We start from the raw sequence: 21253 nt of genomic DNA on the forward strand, positions 1-21253 counted from the left end.
TTAACTTGCACTTTCAATTCTACTCAAAAATGCAAAATTCTTATACAGTTATCAATGCTTCAGCGGGTTCGGGGAAAACATATGCCCTCGTTCAGCGCCTTTTGATGATCTGTCTTCGATATCCTAATCAGCAGCAATCGATCAGGAATATTTTGGCACTGACTTTCACCAACAAAGCGGCCAACGAAATGAAGGAAAGAATTTTGTCGTGGCTGGGAAATTTTACAGCAAACAATTTCGCTGAAAATGCAGATTTAAAGAATATTCAAAAAGCTTTTGAAGAAGAAGGATTAAAAATTACCATTGATGAGCTTCATAACCGTGCAAAAAAATTATTGGATTATGTTCTGCACAATTATTCTACTTTAAATATCGGAACGATTGACAGGTTCAACTCACGATTGGTAAGAAGTTTTTCTTATGAATTGGGTTTGGCGAAAAATTTTAACCTTGAAATTGAAGCAGAACCATTTTTGATTGAAGCTGTTGACAAAATGCTCGATCAGATCGGGGAAAACGATGTGATTTCCAATTCTTTCATGGATTATGTCGATTATAGCCTGGAAAATAATGAGAGAATTAATTTAAATAAAAGCCTTTACGATTCGGCGAAGGAATTTGTGAAAGATATTCATTATGAACATCTTAAAAACAACAAAGACTTCGATAACACGAATTATGAAAATATTAAAAACACCCTCCGTAAAGAAATTGTTTTTAATAAAAAGCAGGCCGTAGACATTGCCACCAAGTCCATCGAATTATTTCAATCAAAGAATATTGAAATTGATGATTTTGCACAGGGAAAAAACGGAATCGGAGGATTTTTTACTAAAGTTCTGGATTTTTATCATCAAAAAAGACCAGGATTTCCCTTTCCTACCACCGCGGAAGAATCGGTTGTAAATAACTATCGAAAGGGAGCTTCTTCAAAATCTAAAAGTAAAGAACCCGAAATTTTCGAAATTCTGGATCAGCTATTGGAAAACAGAATGCAGCTAATTCTTTTATACATTGAAACCCAGAAAAAAGAGAAAATTTTATCGGCACTTCTTCCTTTGAAAGTTAATAAAGATATTCAGGATGAATTGAAAAAAATTGAAGAAGAAAATGACTTGGTTCTGCTTTCAAAATTTAATATTTTAATTAATGAAAATCTCCGAAATGAGCCATCTGCCTTTATTTATGAAAAAGTAGGTTCCCAGTTTCAGCATTATTTTTTCGATGAATTTCAGGATACTTCAGAATTGCAGTGGCAGAATTTCGTTCCGTTACGGGATCATTCCGTTTCTACGGAAAATACTTCTTTTACATTGGTAGGAGATCCAAAGCAGAGTATTTATCGCTTCCGTGGTGGTGAAAGTAAGCTGATGCTTGATATTATCAATAAAAAGGAAATTTCGCCAAAAGAAGCCGAACTTCTCATTTTAAAAGATAACTGGCGAAGTGCAAAAAATATTGTAAAATTCAACAATGACCTTTATAAATTTCATTCTGATATTTTAGAGGAAGAGCATAAAAATATTTTCGGAACCGATGCCGAGCAAAACCCGAAATCAGGCATTGAAGGCCGGGTGAAAGTAAACCTCATCGAAAATCTTACCAACGAAGATTTTTACAACGACACTTCCGAGAGGATGCGGAAAGATATACAGGAAAGCCTGGATAATGGTTTTAAATTTTCTGATATTACGATTCTTTGCCGTGGAAATTTTGATATTTTCAGCTATTCACAAAAATTAGGAAACCTAAAAGTTAACTACAAAGGTGAAGAAACCAATATTAAAACGATCTCCGAAAAAGGTTTGACATTGGAACTATCCAACACCCTGAAAGCTGTCATTGAGTTTTTGAAATGGGAAGTCAATCCGAAGAATAAACCTAATTTAATTATGATGATGTACTATCTGAATAAATTGGGAAGGATTCATATGGCCGATTTCACTTTGGAAATGAAAGAAATTCTGGATATTGAGTCACATGAAGAGATTCTACAGTTTATCCAGCATACCTATTCACTAAAACTGAAGCAGGATCATTTTCCAAAATTCAATTTATACAACTTCGTAGAATATTATATCAACGAATTTTCGGTTGAAAATAAAGAAACGGATTTTCTTCTTAATTTCTTGGAAATGCTTTTCAATTTTACGCAAAATGCAGGCGCAAGTACGAAAGAATTTCTAAAATATTGGGATGAGGAAGCGTCAACTTACACGATTCAGGCTTCGGAAAATATTGATGCCATACAGATCATGACCATTCACAAGGCAAAAGGTCTGGAATTCCCGATCGTTTTTATCCCGATGATGAATAAAAATCGTGATGCCGAATTTACCAATTGGTTTGAAACGAGTACTGATGCGGTTTTGAAGTCGGTAAACATCAATCAATTTAATAAAAATCTTGAAGTTTATGATGAAGAAATAGAAAAATTCAACCGTCTGAATTCGTATAAAAATTTTGTCGACAGGCTCTGTCTGCAGTACGTTGCAACTACGCGACCAGTTGAACAGCTGTTTTTCTATATTCAAAAAGCGAATAAAACTTCGAATAATTTAGAACTTTTAGAATTTCTTCAATCGAGAAACCCTGAAAATCTGGATGAATTTGATTTGTATGAAATTAATCCCGACATGCTGAAAAAGCATTCAAAGGATAAAACCTCATCATTTAAAACAAAAGATATCCGCAACCTGAAAAATATTAACGAAAAAAGCACTTCTATAAAAATTGCTACTCCTTCGAAAAACTACCAGGTAAGAAATGAAAAGGTGAGAATTGGTCTTTTTGTCCATGAATTATTATCCAAAATCAATACTGAGAAAGATATTGCCAAAGTTCTGGAAAGTTATGTTCTAGAAGGGCAGATCACCACCGATGAAAGGAATGATATTAAAGAAACATTAGAACAAATCATCCAGACATATTCTGAATTTTTTGACGAAAAATGGGAAGTGATCAATGAAAAAGACATCATGATTTCAGAAAACGGAGAAAGCCGAATGTATCGTCCCGACCGGATTTTGAAAAGCGATGAAGGCTATATTATTGTTGATTTTAAAACAGGGGAAGAAACGGAGAAAAATGAAAGGCAGATCGAGAATTACAGGAGGATTCTGGAGCGTTTGGGAAGGAAGGTTTTGAAGACGCAACTTATTTATTTATAAACGTTTCTGGGGGCTCGTCTTTGACGAGCCCCCAGAAACTATATATTGCTGATAAATAATCAAATTAAGCTGTTGGATCCGGAGTAAACACTCTCTGCGACAACTCCTGATCAAAAAGATAAAGCGCAGATGGATTGTCGCTTACCATTTTAATTTTAGTAACGTATTGCGATGCGCTTGCTTCCTCCTCCACTTGCTCGTTGATAAACCACTGCAGAAAAGAAGTTGTAGCAAAATCACCCTCGTCGTTGGCATTTTTCACAATGTTAAAGATGCTTTTCGTTACTTTTTTCTCATGCTCTAGTGCTTTTTCAAAAATGTCGATAGCATTTTCAAATTCGTGCGGTGGTTTTGGAATTTCTCCTATGATGATCTCACCCCCTACGTCATTCAGATAATCAAACATCTTGTCTGCGTGCATCAGTTCTTCTTTGCTTTGCACTCTGAAATAATTGGCAATCCCGTCCAGATCTTTTCCTGAAAACCATGCAGACATTGAAAGATAATATTGTGCGGCGTATTGTTCGTGAGCTATTTGTTCGTTAATTAATTTTGCAATTTTCTCGCTAACCATAAGTAATAAATTTATAGTCAAAATTAGGGAATAAATGACCGAAATCAAAAGATTTAATTAAAATTAATAGAAAAAGAGCGGAATAAATCCCGCCCTCATAACATTAAAAAATCAAAATTATAAACTATTAATTGGCATCCGGAGTTGCCGTATTCATTGGTTTCTTCATCATTCTATCTCCTTTCATGCCTCTTTGCTTCATCTCTGTTTTTCTTTGCTCCATTTTAGCTTTTCTGTCTGCCTGCCATTTATCGTACTGCTCCGGCGTTAAGATATTCTTCATATCTGCATCCATCTGTGCTCTCTTGGCTTTCATCTGCTCCATTTTAGCCTGTCTCTGATCTTTATTTTTATCAAAATCAGCTTTCATTTCAGCTTTTCTTCTTTCGTGAAGTGCTTTGATTTTCTCCACCTGACCTTGATCCAGATTTAAATCTTTTTGCATCTGAGCCAAATGCTCCTGTTCTCTTTGTTGCATTTTCTGATGCATTTCAGCTCTTTTTGCCTGTTTATCCTGTGGAGTCGTCTGTTGAGCCATTGCAAAACTTCCTATTCCGATAAATGCTATTGCTAAAACTAATTTTTTCATCTTTTTAAATATTTAATTAATTGTTATACATCTTTTTGATTATTAGTTAAATTAAAAGTTAAATGGAATTATTCATAAAAAAAGTTAAATTTCAATATAAAATAATTAATTAACGAAAAATAAAAAGAGCAGATCATTACAACCTGCCCTTCACACCACTTAAATATAATATATGAAAATTAATTCTTAGCAAATCCGTTTCGGAAACCACCGTTTCCTCTACCTTCATTTCCTCTGTTTTGTTCTCTCGGTGCAGAATTTTCACCTCTTCTGAAGCCACCTTCATTTCTGCCGCCTCCATTGTTTTCTCTTCTCGGAGCGCTTTCTCTTCTTACTTCACCGCCTCTGAAACCCCCACCTCTATTCTCATTTCTATCAGCACGGAAACCTCCATCGTTTCTTACTCCATTATCATTATTTCTTCTGAAGCCTCCTTCATTTCTTACGCCATTGTCATTATTTCCTCTGAAACCTCCATTGTTTCTTACTCCGTTGTTATCATTTCTGAAACCTGAGTTATTATTATTTCTGTTATCAGACTGATTACGGAAACCACCATTATTACCATCTCTCACCGATCCTCTGAAACCGTTATTCGGTCTCTGGCTTCTTACAATATTGAAAGTCGGGTTGTCATATCTGCGGAATTTCGCTCTGTCTACTCTGTAGATATTGATGTTTACGTTTCTGTAACGAGGCATCGGTCTGCAGATTGAAGCATAATGCGTTCTTCTATAGTTTTGGAAGTAGACAACTGGGCTATAACCGCGATAATAATTATTTTGGAAAACCACAAAAACTCTCGGTCCCATGATTCTCTGTAGCGCGTAGAATCTGTCGTAATACCATCTGTCCGGATTGTATCTGTAAAAATTATTCCATGCTGAAAAGCTTACATACAGATTATTCAATCTTAAAATCTGGTCAATCTGCCAGCGGCTTAATCTGTTTTGATTGAAGAACACATTCCAGTTGATACTTACAATACTGTTCCTGTAATCGTTATAGTTGGTCTGGTAATAATCACTTGGATAATAATCCTGAGGATAATTGTAGTAATAATCATCAGGGAAATAATTTTGATCATCTTCATCACTATAATATCCGTCATTCTGATAATATCCATCATTTTGATTATACCCGTCATCATCACCCCATCCGTTATTTGGATACTGCTGAGCAAACGACAGTGTCGCCAGACTCATTGCAAAACCGATTAATATTTTTTTCATTTCTATAGTCGTTATTGGTTAATATATAGTAGAATATCTCTATTCTATCTTTTGGATATAAATACAAAAAAGAAGTTAAATCTTTCGATAAAACTTCTTTTAAATTATTATTAACTAATTGATAATCAAATGTTAAATTTACAATCTGCCACTATCTTTTATCCAATCTGCTATTTTTTGATTAAAATTTTTCTGCTCTTTTAAATCTTCCAGATTCAGATGCATTCTGTATCTCCAGTAATGAGGGAAAACTGCAGGATTATTAATTCTTTCATTATTTAAATTCTTGTTAGCCAACTCTTTATCTGTCGCTAAAAACTCCTGAATAGGGAAAATAGCCAGCATCGCATCGTTATAAAGATGCTGCTTCATGATAATTTCTGCAAGATGAGCATCCATTTCTTCAGGTGCTTTTCCGTATTGCGTTAACTGCTGATTAAAATATTTCTGAGTAAGCGCCGGATCTTCCTGCCACCACTGCCTCAAAGTTGAGCTGTCGTGGGACGAAGCCGTTACTACATTCAGATAGCTTGCATTTTTCGGGTTATAAAACGGAATATCATCAGAAGGCATACGCTGTACTTTCAGGGCAATAATAGCCAATTCGTCCATCACTACAGGGACACAATCCGGAACCATTCCCAAATCTTCACCACAGATCAGCATTTTGGTAGCATTCAACAGCACTGGAAGTTTTTCCATGGCTTTTTCATACCAAAGATGATCCTGTCTTCTGAAGAAATAATCGTGATACAGATCATAGATTGATTTTTTCTCCCAATCTGAAAGGTATTTGTAAGAATCTGTACGGTACACATTGAATCTCGGATGATACACAATCTGTCCGTTTTTCTCTTCAATTAAAAACAACACATTTGCACAAAGTGAGATCAGCTGCTCTTCAATCGGGCCACGTGGTTTTTTCTTAAAGAAATCGGATAATTTTCTCTGCGTATTAAATTCTTCTTTAAATGAATATGTTCCGTCCTGATTAGTATTAATAAATTCAAGAGCTTTACCGCTATCTTCACCAAAATAATTCCAAAGAATCTGATCGTTGATAAACGGCTTGCAATATCTGTCAAAATTAAACGGAATATGCCACGCATTGAATTCCTCCAACGTAATCGGCACCGCAGGATAAAAATATCCTAAAATCCCTTGTGTAGCAGAAATTGGCATTCTCCATATTCTGAAAAATCCTAAAATATGGTCAATTCTCATGGCATCAAAATACTGTTCCAATGCTTTGAATCTGCTTTTCCACCACTTGTAATCGTTGGCTTTCATGGCTTCCCAATTGTAGGTCGGGAATTCCCAGTTTTGACCAAGTTCTGTAAATTGATCCGGCGGTGCTCCGGCCTGGAAATCCATTCCGAAAAGTTCGGGTTCAGTCCATGCTTCAACAGAATGTCTGTAAATCCCGATCGGCAAATCACCTTTTACGGAAATTCCCAGATTATGGGTATAATCAATCGCATCCTTCAACTGCCTGTGAAGCTGATACTGAACCCAGGCGTGAAGCATCGAATCATCATAATCTTTACTTTTTGTTGTAAAAAATGGAGCGATTTTTCCTGCGATATATTTTTTATGCGTCTTCCATTCGTTGAAATTCGGTGTTTTATATTTATCCCTCAACACACAGAATGCAGCATAAGGAATGAGCCAGCTTTCATTGTCTTTAATGAATTTTTTAAAGTTCCTGTCTTTATAAATCTTTTCTTTATCTTCATTAAAAACAGCTTTAAGATATTTCCATTTTCCGGAAATCATCTTTTCGTAATCGATTAACTCTAATGAATTTAATTCTGCCTTTTCTTGCTCATATTCTTCAACTAACTCTTTCGGTAAATTAAAATCAAGATTTTCCAAAGAAATATATTGAGGATGCAGAGCGTACACAGAAACCGCTGCGTAAGGATAGGAATCTGTCCAGGTATAATTAGCCGTCGTATCATTGATCGGAAGAATCTGAATAATTCCGAGATTGGTTTCTTTGGCCCAATCTGCCAGTTTTTTCATATCCGAAAATTCTCCGACCCCGAAACCGTCTTTCGTCCTCAATGAGAAAATCGGAACAGCAACTCCGGCATCATGATACATCTGATACAGCTTGAATTTGAAATAGTGATTTGAAACTACATGCAGTACATCTTTCAAGAGATTTGGAACTGCAAATCTGTTTTCACCGGTCTCAACATCGATTACCCGACCTTCGTTAGTATCATAAAGGCAATATTTGTATTGAATAAATTCATTTTCCGGAATTTCCACGGAAGTTTCCCAAACTCCAAAATCAGTCTGAGATAAGTGAATTGCTTTTTCATAATCCCAACTTCCCAGAGAAGGCGTACTTCCGAACAAAACAATTTTCCAATCCGGGTTATAGATCGGCGCCTCAATTCGGAACAGATGGGTATGCTTTTTTAAAACTGAAATTTTTTCAGGTGAAAACTGATTCAGTTTATTGTAAAGAATTTTGTTATTTAAATAATTTTCTGGAAAATTTTTATTATTCCACTCATCGAAAATGATAAACTCTTTATAATTATGAGGAAAATTAAGATGATGCTGAACAAATTCCTCTCTCAGAATATTTCCTTTATCATCCACCAGCTGGTATTTGTAAGAAATCGATTTTGAGAAATAATCAACCTCACATTTCCACAAACCGTTTTCTGTATAAAACATTATATGACTCTGCGATACAGCACCTTCTTCATTGATAATCAACAACAACTTCTCTCCCGCTTTTGCACTGTAACTTACATTAAAGTATAGCTTCATTTATATTTTTTTATAAAAATACATTATAATCTCGAAAAATAAAACTTATTGAATATCAAATATTCATTAAAAAAACCTTCTCAAATTATTGAAAAGGTCTTAAGTTTTGAACAAAATTAAAGATTATTCCGTAACTAAAATTTTCTTGTTTAATAATATTTTTCCAGATTCATCCGTAATGCTTACCAGATAAGCTCCACTTACAAGATTTTTCAAATATACCTGTTGGTTTAAAGAGCCTTCTTTTACGGATAAATTTTGTTTCATTACATTCTTTCCGGACAGATCAAATACATTCATTTTGATGTTTCCTTTTACATTTCTATCATTCACATTTACATTGATAAAATGCTCATCCACCCTCGTCGGATAAATATCCAGATTGGCAAAAGTCGTATTGGAGACCGCTTTGTCATTTGCGAAATATTTACTTGCTAAATCATAAATGTGTAAATTCTGTTCGCCCGCCATTTGTTTTGCCTGTAAAGTTTCCAAATTCACTTCATACAAAGGTAAACCTTTTGCACTGGCAATGACTACATTTCCTTTTGCATTCACGGCAGAACCGTTCACCGAATAATTTTCAGGAATACCTGTAATTTTTCCGATAAATTTTGCTTTTAATTCTTTTGTAGAAACTTTGAAAACATTTCCTGCAGCAGAAAAAACGTAGAAATTATTATCTGCATCCGCGATCATATCCCCACCGAAACCTGTTTCAATAATCGTGAAAGAATTTTTGCCGTTGGAAGCATCATCTTTAATGATTCCAAGGTCGTTGACAACATATTGATTTCCCTTTCTGCTGATCTGCAAAAACTGGGTTCCTGCATTGTTGATCGCATAAATATTTCCATTGTACCCTGTCGCCATTCTTACCATATGAGAATTGATATCGCATGAAGTTACCCTTGCAACGGTATTATCCACCAGCGTAATTTCTTTGGTCTTCGCATTCAAAACATAAATATTGGAAGAAAACATCGGCATATACACCAGATTATTATTGAAAGGATCATAAGCTAATGTCGCCATATTCACAGCCTGAGCATTGTTGTAGGTGTTTTTATCCTCCGTTACAGTTCCATTTCTCGCTTGTGAAAAAACTTTTGCAGGAGAATCTGACGTAAAAATTTTCTCTCCGGAAGTCCCGTTCGTTACATCAATTGCACGGAAATCGTTGAAAACAATATTCGGGGTATCTTTTCCCACAAGGGCAAAAAAATCCTGTTGTGCACTCGCATTTGCTCCTAGTAAAAGCAAAAATAAAGGGAATAAATGTCTTTTCATATTATATAAATTTTAGTTTTAATCATTTTAGTATGACTAAGTTACATAATTTTTGAATTGAAAAATGAAAAAAAATCACCCAGAGCGTTTCTCATGCTGAAAAGCAGCTCAACAGTATATTAAAAGTGAGTATAGATGCTTTCAGCATGACAAACTAGCATTATATTTTTTAAATAATTAAAGAAATAATAGATTTTTCTTCGTCGAAATGACAAGCTTTATGCATAAAAAAAACTCTCGCAGATTTTGCTGGTTCAACAGATGATTGTGTTAAAAACCTGCGTAATCCGTAAAATCTGCGAGAGATATTTAAAAAATTGAATCTTATTAATTCAACACATAAGTCGTTCCGTCTCTTCCGTCTTTCAGTTCAATACCTTCTGCAAGGAGCTTGTCGCGAATCTGGTCTGAAAGTTCGAAATTTTTTGATTTTCTTGCCTGATTTCTCAATTCGATTAAAACTTTTAATGTCTGATCTAGTTTTTCATTATTGTTTTCCTCGATTGCCTGTAATCCCAACACATCAAAAATTAGAGCATCTAAAGTTGATTTTAAATCATCTAAATCTTTAGTTGAAATCGTTTCTTTCCCATCATTCAAGGCAAAAATATATTTTACAGCTTCGAATAGATGTGCAATAAGAACCGGTGAATTGAAATCATCCGTTAGAGCATCGTAGGCTTTATTTTTCCATTCTTCAAGATTAAAATCAGATTGTTTTTCATCATTTGGAGTGATTGAATGTAAAACTTTAATCGCTTCCATTAATCTGATAAAACCTTTTTCACTTGCCAGCATGGCATCATTCGAAATATCCAGAACACTTCTGTAATGAGCCTGCAGGAAGCAAAAACGCACAATCGCAGGATGGAAAGGCTTTTCAAAGAAGTCATTTTCACCCGTTACCAACTGCATCGGCAAAATATAATTCCCCGTTGATTTACTCATACGCTGAGAATTCATCGTCAGCATATTGGCGTGCATCCAGTAATTTACCGGTGCCGCGTCATTGCAAGCTTTTCCCTGAGCGATTTCACATTCGTGGTGCGGGAACTTCAAATCCATTCCCCCGCCGTGAATATCGAAAGTTTCACCTAAATATTTCGTGCTCATCGCAGTACATTCAAGATGCCATCCCGGGAAACCCTCTCCCCAAGGCGAGTTCCATCTCATGATGTGTGCCGGAGAAGCTTTTTTCCAAAGTGCAAAGTCCTGTGGGTTTTTCTTTTCTCCCTGCCCGTCCAAATCTCTTGTATTGGCGAAAAGTTCTTCGATATTTCTTTTTGAAAGCTCACCATAATTCAAGCCTCGTCTGTTATATTCCAATACGTCGAAATAGACAGAGCCATTGCTTTCGTAGGCAAATCCTCTTTCAATTAATTTTTGGGTTAATTCTATCTGTTCAACAATATGGCCAGTTGCAGTCGGCTCAATGTTCGGTGGCAGTAAATTAAACATATCCAACACCTTATGAAAATCTACCGTGTATTTCTGTACGATTTCCATTGGTTCCAGTTTTTCCAGACGGGTTTGTTTTACGAATCGGTCATTGTCAACATTTCCATCGTCTGTAAGGTGGCCTGCATCGGTGATATTTCTTACATATCTTACTTTATACCCCAAATGTTTCAGGCTTCTGTAAATAAAATCGAAGGAAAGAAAAGTTCTCACATTTCCCAAGTGAACATTGCTATAAACGGTAGGTCCACAAACGTACATTCCCACGTTTCCTTCTAAGATCGGTTTAAATATTTCTTTTTCGCCAGTAAGCGAGTTGTATATTTTTAATTGCATTTTTTTGATTTTGATTTAATGATTTTAAAATTTAGTTTAAAGTTCAGAGATAAAAGATCGAAATCTTTCAACAGCATCTACAGCAACAACAAATAATCGTTGTTACAAAAATCTTATCCGAAACTTTTTTAAATTTTATCATTACTAAATAGCTTTTAGATGGTGTTGTAAATGCCCAATATAATCATTAATAATATATTCTAAGGTGAAGATCTGAGGCTCGGTTTTTGTCATGTCACAGGTTCTTTGCAAAGCTTCATCAGGAATATTTTCTACGGTAATTACAATCTGAAAATTCAGAAATTTCCATAAATTAATAATATCCGAAGTCGAAACATTCTGATAATTCTGAGCTTTCACCCAGAAATTCTGGTCATAAACAATATTCTCGTTTTCCTTATACTGAGTGATTACAAATCTTCTGATATTGGATAAAGCACTGTCACAAAGATGACCCAAAATTTCTTTTTTCGACCATTTTTCAGGAGAAATTTTATGCGACCATTGCTCTTCAGAAATATTTTCAAATCTCTGAAGTTCGGCTTCAACTATATTTTTAAGTATCTGATAATCCATTTATTTTAAATTAATAATCCAGTTTTGCATGACTTCCCACATAATGTAAGAATTCCTGTCTTGTAATAGGATTTGTCCTGAAAATACCGCTCAATTCTGCTGTAATGGTAGAACTTGCCGTATCCTTAATTCCTCTGCAATTTACACAAAGGTGTTTTGCATCGATGATACAGGCAACATCTTTTGTTCCCAACGCTTCTTTCAAAGCCGCAACAATCTGCATGGTCAGTCTTTCCTGAACCTGCGGTCTTTTTGCATAATAATCTACAATTCTGTTAATTTTTGAAAGACCGATCACTTCACCATTCGAAATATAGGCAACATGCGCCCTTCCGATTATCGGCAAAAAGTGGTGTTCACAGAACGAATATACTGTGATATCTTTTTCTACCAACATCTGTCGGTATTTATATTTATTCGAAAATGTAGAAATTCCCGGCTTATTTTCCGGCAGAAGCCCTCCAAAAATTTCCTGTACGTACATTTTCGCAACACGTTTTGGAGAATCTTTCAATGAATCGTCGGTCATATCAAGACCTAATGTTTCCATGATTTCTCCGAAAAGCTCTGAAATTTTTTCAATTTTTTCTTCTGGTGATTTCTCAAAAGCATCTTCCCGTATAGGCGTATGTTCTTTTCCAGTGAAAATATCATCGTCGTTATCAGTAAAATCAACCATTTTTATTTAATTTGCAACAAAAATACGGATAATATCTGTTTCGTTTATTTCAAATTAAGCGAAAAATATTATCTTTCACCCTCTACTCTCATTTAATGCTATGATTATCGTTGAAGAAGTACAAAACGAAAACCAGAAAAAGGAATTTTTAGAATTTCCTGCAAGGCTTTATCAACACGACAAAAACTACATCAGACCTTTGGATAAGGACATCGACGAGATTTTTAATCCCGAAAAAAATAAATTCTTCAAAACAGGAGAATGCACAAGATTTTTGTTTAAAAATAAGCAAGATCAAACCGTCGGGAAAGTGGCTGTTTTTGTGAATCATCTTTACGAACAAAATCAGCCTACGGGAGGAATCGGTTTTTTTGACTGTATTAATAATCAAAAAACAGCTGATTTTATTTTTGACCATTGTAAAAACTGGCTACAGGAAAGAGGAATGGAAGCGATGGACGGACCTATAAATTTCGGTGAACGTGATAAATTCTGGGGACTCCTGATCGAAGGTTTTGCTGAGCCACTGTACGGGATGAATTATAATTCCTCTTATTACAAAGAGCTTTTCGAAAATTATGGTTTTAAAATTTATTTTGAACAGCTTTGTTTTTCGAGACCTATTTTTGCCGATGTTTCAAGGGTTTTTACGGTAATGCATGCGAAACATAAGCAGAATCCAAATATTTCTGCAAGACCCATGACGAAAAATAATCTGGAAAAATTTGCGAAAGATTTTACGGAAATTTATAATAAAGCGTGGGCAGCTCACGGCGAGGGAAAATGCATGGAGGAAGCGAAAACTTTGAAAATGTTTAAAACCATGAAGCCCATCATTAATGAACATATTTCATGGTTTGTCTATGAAAACGAAAAACCTATCGCCATGTGGATGAATATTCCTGATACGAACCAATGGTTTAAATATTTACATGGAAAGTTCGGATTTTTAGAAAAGCTTAAATTTTTATGGGTTAAAAAGTTTAAGAAAAACGAAAAAATGGTGGGACTTGTGTTCGGCGTCGTTCCGGAATGGCAAAGAAAAGGCATCGAAGGTTATATGATCTGGGAGGGAACTCAGCATCTAAGAAAACACACGGATTTTAAAGTGACGGAGATGCAGTGGATTGGTGATTTTAACCCCAAAATGATAAAAATTGCCGAAAATCTGGACACAACAGTTACGCGAAAACTGGCAACCTATCGGTATTTGTTTGACAGAAATAAAGAGTTTGAAAGGCATCCTATGTTGTAGGTAAGAATTTCGGCGGGCTCGTCTTTGACGAGCCCGCCGAAATTCTTAAAAATAAAAAAGTCCTGCTGAAAACAGGACTTTAAAATCAAATATCATTTTACTTTATTAGAATAGCTCTCCGGCTACTTTTTTAATGTTGTCACTTTTTCCCATCGAGTAGAAATGCAGAACCGGAACTCCAAAATCCAGCAGTTCTTTGCATTGGGCAATAGACCATTCAATTCCGATCTGTTTTACGGCTTCATTGTTTTTGGCAGCTTCCACTTCATTGATTAATTCTTCCGGTAAATCAATTTTGAAAACCTGCGGCAGTAATTTCAAATGTCTTTTCGTCGCAATCGGCTTAATTCCCGGAATAATTGGAACTGTAATTCCCATTTCGCGAGCTTTGGTTACAAATTCAATATATTTTTTATTATCAAAAAACATTTGCGTAACGATGTAATCTGCTCCCGCATCCACTTTTTCTTTCAGCCATTTTAAATCATAATTCATAGAAGGTGCTTCCATGTGCTTTTCGGGATATCCGGCAACACCTATGCAGAATTTATTGAGTTCGTCACATTCTTCATCCTGATTATGCAGATATTTTCCTCTTCCCAAATCGTTGATCTGATGGACAAGATCCATTGCGCTGGCGTGACCTCCGGGCGTTGGTTCAAAATATTGATGCCCTTTCATCGCGTCACCTCTCAGTGCCATTACATTATCTATTCCGAGATACATACAATCGACTAAAAGGTATTCCGTTTCTTCTTTGGTAAAACCTCCACAAAGTAAGTGTGGCACAGTATCTACATTATATTTATGCTGAATTGCGGCACAAATCCCCAATGTTCCGGGACGCATTCTGGTGATGCGGCGCTCCATCAGTCCGTTTCCTTTATCGATGTAAATATATTCTTCCCTGGAAGTCGTCACATCAATGAATGGAGGTTTGAATTCCATCAACGGATCTATATTCGTATACAGGTCTTCAATACCGATTCCTTTCTGTGGCGGAACTACTTCTAAAGAGAATAGAGTTTTTCCATTTGCGTTTTTTATATGATCTGTTATCTTCATTTTTAAATTTTGTTGCTTGTTGAAAGTTGCTAGTTGATGGACATGATGGTAAAACCTGCAACCAACAACTGCCAACCATTAACTTTTATATTAATCTGCTAAATTCGGCGACAACCATTTTCTCGCTTCCTGTAAAGAAATTCCCTTTCTTTTGGAATAATCTTTCAATTGATCTTCCGTGATCTTTCCTAAGCCGAAATATTTTGCGTGCGGACTTCCGAAATAATACCCCGAAACCGAAGCTGTAGGAAACATCGCTAAGCTTTCCGTCAAATAAACGCCGATGCTTTCTTTCACTTTTAATAAATCCCAAATCGCATGTTTTTCCAAATGGTCAGGGCAAGCCGGATAGCCAGGAGCCGGACGGATTCCTTTGTATTTTTCAGCGATCAAATCTTCATTACTCAAGTTTTCCTGATTGGCATATCCCCAATATTCGGTTCTTACTTTTTTATGTAAAAATTCGGCGTAGGCTTCTGCAAAACGGTCTGCCAAAGCTTTCACCATGATTGCATTGTAATCGTCGTTTGCTTTTTCATATTCTTCTGCCAATTCATCGGTTCCAAAACCTGTTGTCACGCAGAAAGCACCTATATAATCGGTTTTTCCGGAACTTTGAGGAGCAATAAAATCACTTAATGCCAAATATTCTTTTCCTTTTGATTTCTGAACCTGCTGTCTTAATGTTAAGAATTTAATCTGTTCCTTATCATTTTTATCAAAGATTAAAATATCATCAGACTCATTAGCATTAGCCTTAAAAATTCCGAAAACAGCTTTTGCCGTTAATAATTTTTCGTCTAAAATTTTCTTTAAAATAACCTGGGCGTCTTTAAACAATTCTTTAGCCTGAGCTCCAACCACCTCATCATCAAAAATATTAGGATATTTTCCGTGTAAGTCCCAGCTTCTGAAAAACGGCGACCAGTCGATGAACGGAACCAGTTCATTCAAATCCTGATTTTCAAAAACCTGAATACCTAAATTGTTCGGTGTGAAAATTTCTTCATTTTCCCAATCAATTTTAAATTTATCCTTTCGTGCGTCCTCAATCGAAACATAGTTTTTATCAATCTGTCTGTTCAGGAACTTTTCACGGAACTCGGAATATTCGCTTTTCAAATCATCAACATATTCCTTATTTCTGTCACCCAGCAATGAACTTACTACATTTACCGCTCTGGAGGCGTCATTCACATGAACGACGGCGTTTTTATATTTTAAATCGATTTTCACGGCGGTATGTGCCTTTGAAGTCGTTGCACCGCCGATTAATAAAGGAAAATCTAAATTTTGTCTTTCCAATTCCTGTGCGATGTACACCATTTCGTCCAAACTTGGCGTAATAAGTCCGCTTAATCCAATAACATCTACTTTTTCTTCAATTGCTGTCTGAATGATTTTTTCGGCCGGAACCATCACTCCTAGGTCAACAATTTCATAATTATTACAGCCCAAAACAACGCTCACAATATTTTTACCGATGTCGTGAACATCACCTTTTACCGTTGCCATCAAAATTTTCCCGTTGGCTGGTTTTGTCCCGTCTTTTTCCGCTTCGATGAAGGGTTGCAGATACGCCACCGCTTTTTTCATCACCCTCGCCGATTTTACAACCTGAGGCAAGAACATTTTTCCGCTTCCGAATAAATCGCCGACAACACCCATTCCGGTCATCAAATTAATTTCAATAACATGAAGTGGTTTTGCAGCCTGTAATCTTGCTTCCTCCACATCTTCTTCGATAAAACGGTCGATTCCTTTCACCAAAGAATGTGTAATCCTTTCCTGTAAAGGTTTTGTACGCCATTCAAGTTCCTCAACTTTCTCTTTTTTGACAGATTTATTCTTTTCAGAATAATCCAATAGTCTTTCCGTAGCATCTTCTCTTTTATCAAGAATTACATCTTCTACGAGCTCAAGAAGTTCTTTATTAATTTCATCATACACCTCCAGCATAGCAGGATTTACAATCCCCATATTCATTCCCGCCTGAATCGCGTGGTACAGGAAAACCGAGTGCATTGCTTCCCTCACCGTATCATTTCCACGGAACGAGAATGAAACGTTTGAAACTCCTCCACTTACAGACGCGTACGGAAGATTCTGGCGAACCCATCTCGTCGCTTCAATGAAGTCGATTGCATTTCTTCGGTGTTCATCCATTCCCGTTGCTACAGGGAAAATATTTAAATCGAAAATAATATCTTCTGCAGGGAAGTTCAGCTGATTTACTAAAATATCGTAAGAACGCTTTGAAATCTCAACTCTCCGATCAAAACTATCTGCCTGACCCACCTCATCAAAAGCCATAACGATCACTGCAGCACCATACCTTTTAACCGCTTTTGCCTGTTTGATAAATTCTTCTTCACCGCCTTTTAAGCTGATAGAATTTACCACACATTTTCCCTGTGCCACCTGCAATCCTGCCTCTAAAATCTCCCATTTTGAGGAGTCGATCATGATCGGGATTCTGGAAATATCAGGTTCGGAAGCGATTAGATTTAAAAATTTAATCATCGAAGCTTTTCCGTCGATCAATCCGTCGTCGAAATTGACATCAAGAATCTGTGCACCACCCTCAACCTGATGACGGGCAATATCCAGCGCTTCCCCGAATTTTTCTTCTTTAATTAATCTTAAAAATTTCTTGGAACCGGCAACATTGGTTCTTTCACCAACGTTGATGAAGTTACTTTCCGGCGTAATAATCAGAGGCTCAAGCCCCGATAATCTTAAATATTTCATCAATTTATTATTCTTCTAAAATAAAATATGCATTATTCGCATTTTGCTTCAGCAAATCAACATGTTTGCCCAAAGCGGTAAAAATCGGAAACCTTTTGTACGCCAAATTATGTTCTTTAGCAAACTTTTCGATTTCCTCCGTAATTTCATTATAATAGAGATAACTGTAGTTCGGGAAGAGATGATGGGCAACGTGAAAGTTGAAATTTCCCAAAACATTTCTCACAAACCAGCTATTTTCCTGTAAATCATTGGTCACCTCAAACTGGTGGTGAAGCCAGCTGTAAGGCAGTCCGTTTTTCTCATCCAGTTTCGGAAAAGCATTGTCGGGAAGCGGATGCAAAGGCAACAGCACAAACAGCGCAAAAATACTCGCCGAAATCACCTGCAAAAACCAAGCTCCCAGAGCCAGCCCGATGGATACTTTAAAAAACAAAACCGGAACTGCAATCTGATAGAAAAAATAAAAAAGTTTATAATTTATCATTTTCACTTTTTCAACCATTGGAATTGCGCCCTGCGTTTTCAGAATCACTCTTTCTTTGTCGAAAAAATCTCTGAAATCTCTGATAAACATCCAATTAAACAAATATAAAGGATACACCAAAAAGAAAAAGAAATGCTGATATTTTTGAACGCCTTTCGCTTTGATCCACGGAACGATTAAAAGAAGTCCGCTCTGTTCGATGTCTGTGTCCCAACCGTCAACATTCGGATAGGCGTGATGACTTGCGATGTGTCTTTTTTTCCAGATATAAGAATTGGCACCTACAAAATCGAAAATCTGCAACACGAGTCCGTTTAATTTTTTGCTTTTATAAATATTATTGTGGGCAGCTTCGTGAATTAAGTTTAAATAAATCAATACCAAAGAAATCCCCATCAAAACAAAACTTAAAATATACACCCAAGGTTTTTCGGCATTAAAAAGCGCAAACACATATAAACCAAAATAGACCAAAGGCAAAATAATGGCTTTGATCTGTATATAAATATCCCTGTTTTCGGGAATGGCTTCTATACGCTGGTTCACTTTTTTTCTTAGTTCATTAAACAGTTTTGCATCCTCAGAATCTTTTAAGTAAATCGGCTTTTCCATTATAAATAAATTTTGTGTGATATTTAAAGATAATATTAAAAACCGTTCCTTTTCTTATCGATTCAATAAAAAAAATCTATTAAATCAGACAAATTCCTTCAATTTTCTTGGCGGATACTGTGCTACCAAATCTGCAATCGCTTTGATATGATCCGGTGTGGTTCCGCAGCAACCTCCAATGATGTTAATCAACCCTTTTTCTACATATTCCTTAATCTGATCTGCCATATCTTCAGGCGTTTCGTCATATTTTCCGAAAGCGTTCGGAAGACCTGCATTCGGATACGCCGAAACATGGAATTCTGAATTGTGAGCCAACGTTTCCAAATATGGTGTTAATTGATTGGCTCCCAAAGCACAGTTGAAACCTACACTTAATAAATTCAAATGCGAAATGGAAATTAAAAATGCTTCCGCAGTCTGTCCGCTCAACGTTCTTCCTGAAGCATCGGTAATCGTTCCTGAAACCATGATCGGGATTTTAATTCCTCTTTCTTCCTGAATTTCGTCGATGGCAAATAATGCGGCTTTTGCATTTAACGTATCAAAAATTGTTTCAACCAAAAGAATGTCTGAACCTCCGTCTAATAAAGCTTCCGATTGTTGTTTGTAAGCAATTCTCAATTCATCGAAAGTGATCGCTCTGTAACCAGGATCGTTTACATCAGGGCTTAAACTTGCCGTTCTGTTAGTCGGACCGATAGAACCGGCTACAAATCTAGGTTTGCCGGGATTTTGAGCAGTGAATTCATCACATACTTTTCTTGCGATTTTTGCAGACTCGTAGTTTAATTCATAAACCAAATCTTCCATGTGGTAATCTGCCATGGCAATCGTTGTTCCCGAAAACGTATTCGTCTCAATGATGTCTGCACCTGCTTCCAGATATTTTTTGTGAACTTCTTCAATGGCCTGAGGCTGTGTTAATGAAAGTAAATCATTATTTCCTTTCACCGGATGTTCCCAATCTTTGAAACGCTCGCCACGATAGTCTTCTTCCTCGAATTTGTATCGCTGAAGCATCGTTCCCATCGCTCCGTCAAGAATTAAAATTCTTTCGGATAATGCTTTGTATAATTGTTCTGAATTTTTCATTTTTATTTTGATTTGAAAGCCTTGTCAAGGTTTAAAACCTTGACAAGGCTCATTATTAATCTAATGCCTGTTTTAAATCTGCAATGATATCTTCCACATTTTCCAACCCGACAGAGCAACGAACCAAACCTGCCGTGATTCCCACTTCATTTCTTTCTTCGTCTGATAATTTGGAGTGCGTTGTAGAAGCCGGATGCGTAACAATAGTTCTCGTGTCTCCAAGATTTGCAGAAAGTGAACACATTTTAATTTTATCTAAAAAGTTTCTTCCGCCTTCAATTCCTCCTTTGATTTCAAAAGCAACAATATTTCCACCTAATTTCATCTGCTTCTTTGCAATTTCATAGCTTGGATGAGACGGTAGGAACGGATATTTCGTCAGTTCTACATTCGGATGACTCTCTAAAAATTCGGCAACTTTTAAAGCGTTTTCACAATGCTTTTCAACACGGATCGCTAATGTTTCCAAACTTTTTGACAATACCCAAGCGTTGAAAGGGGACATTGCAGGACCTGTATTTCTCGCAAAAAGGTAAATTTCACGAATCAAATCTTCTCTGCCAACTGCTACTCCACCTAAAACACGACCTTGTCCGTCAATTAATTTTGTCGCGGAATGCACCACGATGTCTGCCCCATATTTAATCGGCTGTTGCAAATAAGGCGTTGCGAAACAGTTATCAACAATGAAAATTAAATTATGCTTCTTTGCAATCTGCCCGAAAAATTCTAAATCCAACACCTCAATCGCTGGATTTGTCGGTGTTTCCAGATATAAAATTTTTGTATTAGGCTGAATATATTTTTCAACATTTTCTGCATCTTCTGCTTTGAAGTAGGTTGTTTCGATATTCCATTTCGGGAAATATTTTGTAAACAGCGTGTGTGTAGAACCGAAAACTGACTGACAGCTTACGATATGATCACCTGCATTCAGTAAAGTTGCAAATGTTGAGTAGATCGCTGCCATTCCCGTCGCAAAAGCATATCCGGCTTCTGCGCCTTCCATTTTGGCGATTTTGTCTGTGAATTCAGTCACATTCGGATTTGAAAACCGACTGTACAAATTCTTTGGTTTCTCTTCCGCAAAACTCGCTCTCATATCTTCCGCATCCTGGAAAATAAAGCTGGATGTAAGATACAACGGCGTAGAATGCTCATCAAACTGAGTTCTTTCTGTCTGCGTTCTTATTGCGAGGGTTTCAAAGTTTTCCATATAGTTTTAAAATGTAACAATATATCAGTTTAGCAATGTAACAATGAGATTCTTCACTTTGTTCAGAATGACAATGGT

Annotated in this window: 15 protein-coding genes; 2 read left to right on the forward strand and 13 right to left on the reverse strand. The window is 36.3% G+C overall.

Annotation, left to right across the window (positions count from 1 at the left end; all coding sequences use genetic code 11):
* Positions 1 to 29 precede the first annotated feature (29 nt).
* Complete coding sequence (locus BMX24_RS12295; protein WP_089793133.1) at positions 30 to 3170, forward strand: UvrD-helicase domain-containing protein; 3141 nt, start codon at positions 30 to 32, stop codon at positions 3168 to 3170.
* Positions 3171 to 3234: 64 nt separating this feature from the next.
* Here the strand turns inward: BMX24_RS12295 and BMX24_RS12300 are convergent, their stop codons facing one another.
* The 8 genes from BMX24_RS12300 to folE all read right to left on the reverse strand — a co-directional run bounded on the left by BMX24_RS12300 (position 3235) and on the right by folE (position 12694).
* Positions 3235 to 3744 carry a ferritin gene (locus tag BMX24_RS12300; RefSeq protein WP_089793135.1) on the reverse strand — a complete coding sequence of 170 codons (510 nt, stop codon included), beginning with the start codon at positions 3742 to 3744 and terminating at the stop codon, positions 3235 to 3237.
* Between the two features lie 127 nt (positions 3745 to 3871).
* The gene (locus tag BMX24_RS12305; protein ID WP_089793137.1) at positions 3872 to 4333 is read right to left on the reverse strand and encodes a hypothetical protein; all 462 of its coding nucleotides are present in this window, start codon (positions 4331 to 4333) and stop codon (positions 3872 to 3874) included.
* Positions 4334 to 4512: 179 nt separating this feature from the next.
* A complete protein-coding gene (locus BMX24_RS12310) occupies positions 4513 to 5565 on the reverse strand; it encodes a hypothetical protein (protein WP_089793139.1) in 1053 nt (350 codons plus the stop codon).
* 138 nt (positions 5566 to 5703) lie between these two features.
* Positions 5704 to 8355 carry a 4-alpha-glucanotransferase gene (locus BMX24_RS12315; RefSeq protein WP_089793141.1) on the reverse strand — a complete coding sequence of 884 codons (2652 nt, stop codon included), beginning with the start codon at positions 8353 to 8355 and terminating at the stop codon, positions 5704 to 5706.
* 123 nt (positions 8356 to 8478) lie between these two features.
* The gene (locus tag BMX24_RS12320) at positions 8479 to 9645 is read right to left on the reverse strand and encodes a T9SS type A sorting domain-containing protein (protein WP_089793142.1); all 1167 of its coding nucleotides are present in this window, start codon (positions 9643 to 9645) and stop codon (positions 8479 to 8481) included.
* Positions 9646 to 9972: 327 nt separating this feature from the next.
* Entirely contained in the window at positions 9973 to 11439 is a 1467-nt protein-coding gene (gene cysS / locus BMX24_RS12325; RefSeq protein WP_089793144.1) for a cysteine--tRNA ligase, read from the reverse strand.
* Positions 11440 to 11583: 144 nt separating this feature from the next.
* Positions 11584 to 12015, reverse strand: a complete 432-nt coding sequence (locus BMX24_RS12330) for a DinB family protein (RefSeq protein WP_089793146.1) — start codon at positions 12013 to 12015, stop codon at positions 11584 to 11586.
* 10 nt (positions 12016 to 12025) lie between these two features.
* Positions 12026 to 12694: a GTP cyclohydrolase I FolE gene (gene folE, locus BMX24_RS12335; protein WP_089793148.1), complete on the reverse strand. Its 669-nt coding sequence runs from the start codon at positions 12692 to 12694 to the stop codon at positions 12026 to 12028.
* A 100-nt stretch (positions 12695 to 12794) separates the two neighbouring features.
* On the opposite strand from folE, the gene BMX24_RS12340 reads away from it, so the two are divergent.
* Entirely contained in the window at positions 12795 to 13949 is a 1155-nt protein-coding gene (locus tag BMX24_RS12340) for a hypothetical protein (RefSeq protein WP_089793151.1), read from the forward strand.
* A gap of 105 nt (positions 13950 to 14054) precedes the next feature.
* On the opposite strand, the gene metF is transcribed toward BMX24_RS12340, so the two are convergent.
* The 5 genes from metF to BMX24_RS12365 all read right to left on the reverse strand — a co-directional run bounded on the left by metF (position 14055) and on the right by BMX24_RS12365 (position 21175).
* Positions 14055 to 15014: a methylenetetrahydrofolate reductase [NAD(P)H] gene (gene metF, locus BMX24_RS12345; protein WP_089793153.1), complete on the reverse strand. Its 960-nt coding sequence runs from the start codon at positions 15012 to 15014 to the stop codon at positions 14055 to 14057.
* A gap of 90 nt (positions 15015 to 15104) precedes the next feature.
* Positions 15105 to 17765, reverse strand: a complete 2661-nt coding sequence (gene metH, locus BMX24_RS12350; RefSeq protein ID WP_089793155.1) for a methionine synthase — start codon at positions 17763 to 17765, stop codon at positions 15105 to 15107.
* A 7-nt stretch (positions 17766 to 17772) separates the two neighbouring features.
* Complete coding sequence (locus BMX24_RS12355) at positions 17773 to 18864, reverse strand: fatty acid desaturase family protein (RefSeq protein ID WP_089793156.1); 1092 nt, start codon at positions 18862 to 18864, stop codon at positions 17773 to 17775.
* Between the two features lie 84 nt (positions 18865 to 18948).
* Positions 18949 to 19959: a homocysteine S-methyltransferase family protein gene (locus BMX24_RS12360; RefSeq protein ID WP_089793159.1), complete on the reverse strand. Its 1011-nt coding sequence runs from the start codon at positions 19957 to 19959 to the stop codon at positions 18949 to 18951.
* 55 nt (positions 19960 to 20014) lie between these two features.
* Positions 20015 to 21175, reverse strand: coding sequence for an O-succinylhomoserine sulfhydrylase (locus BMX24_RS12365; protein WP_089793161.1), 1161 nt, complete (start codon positions 21173 to 21175; stop codon positions 20015 to 20017).
* Positions 21176 to 21253 lie beyond the last annotated feature (78 nt).

The sequence above is a fragment of the Chryseobacterium wanjuense genome, assembly GCF_900111495.1.
Classification (GTDB): Bacteria; Bacteroidota; Bacteroidia; order Flavobacteriales; family Weeksellaceae; genus Chryseobacterium; species Chryseobacterium wanjuense.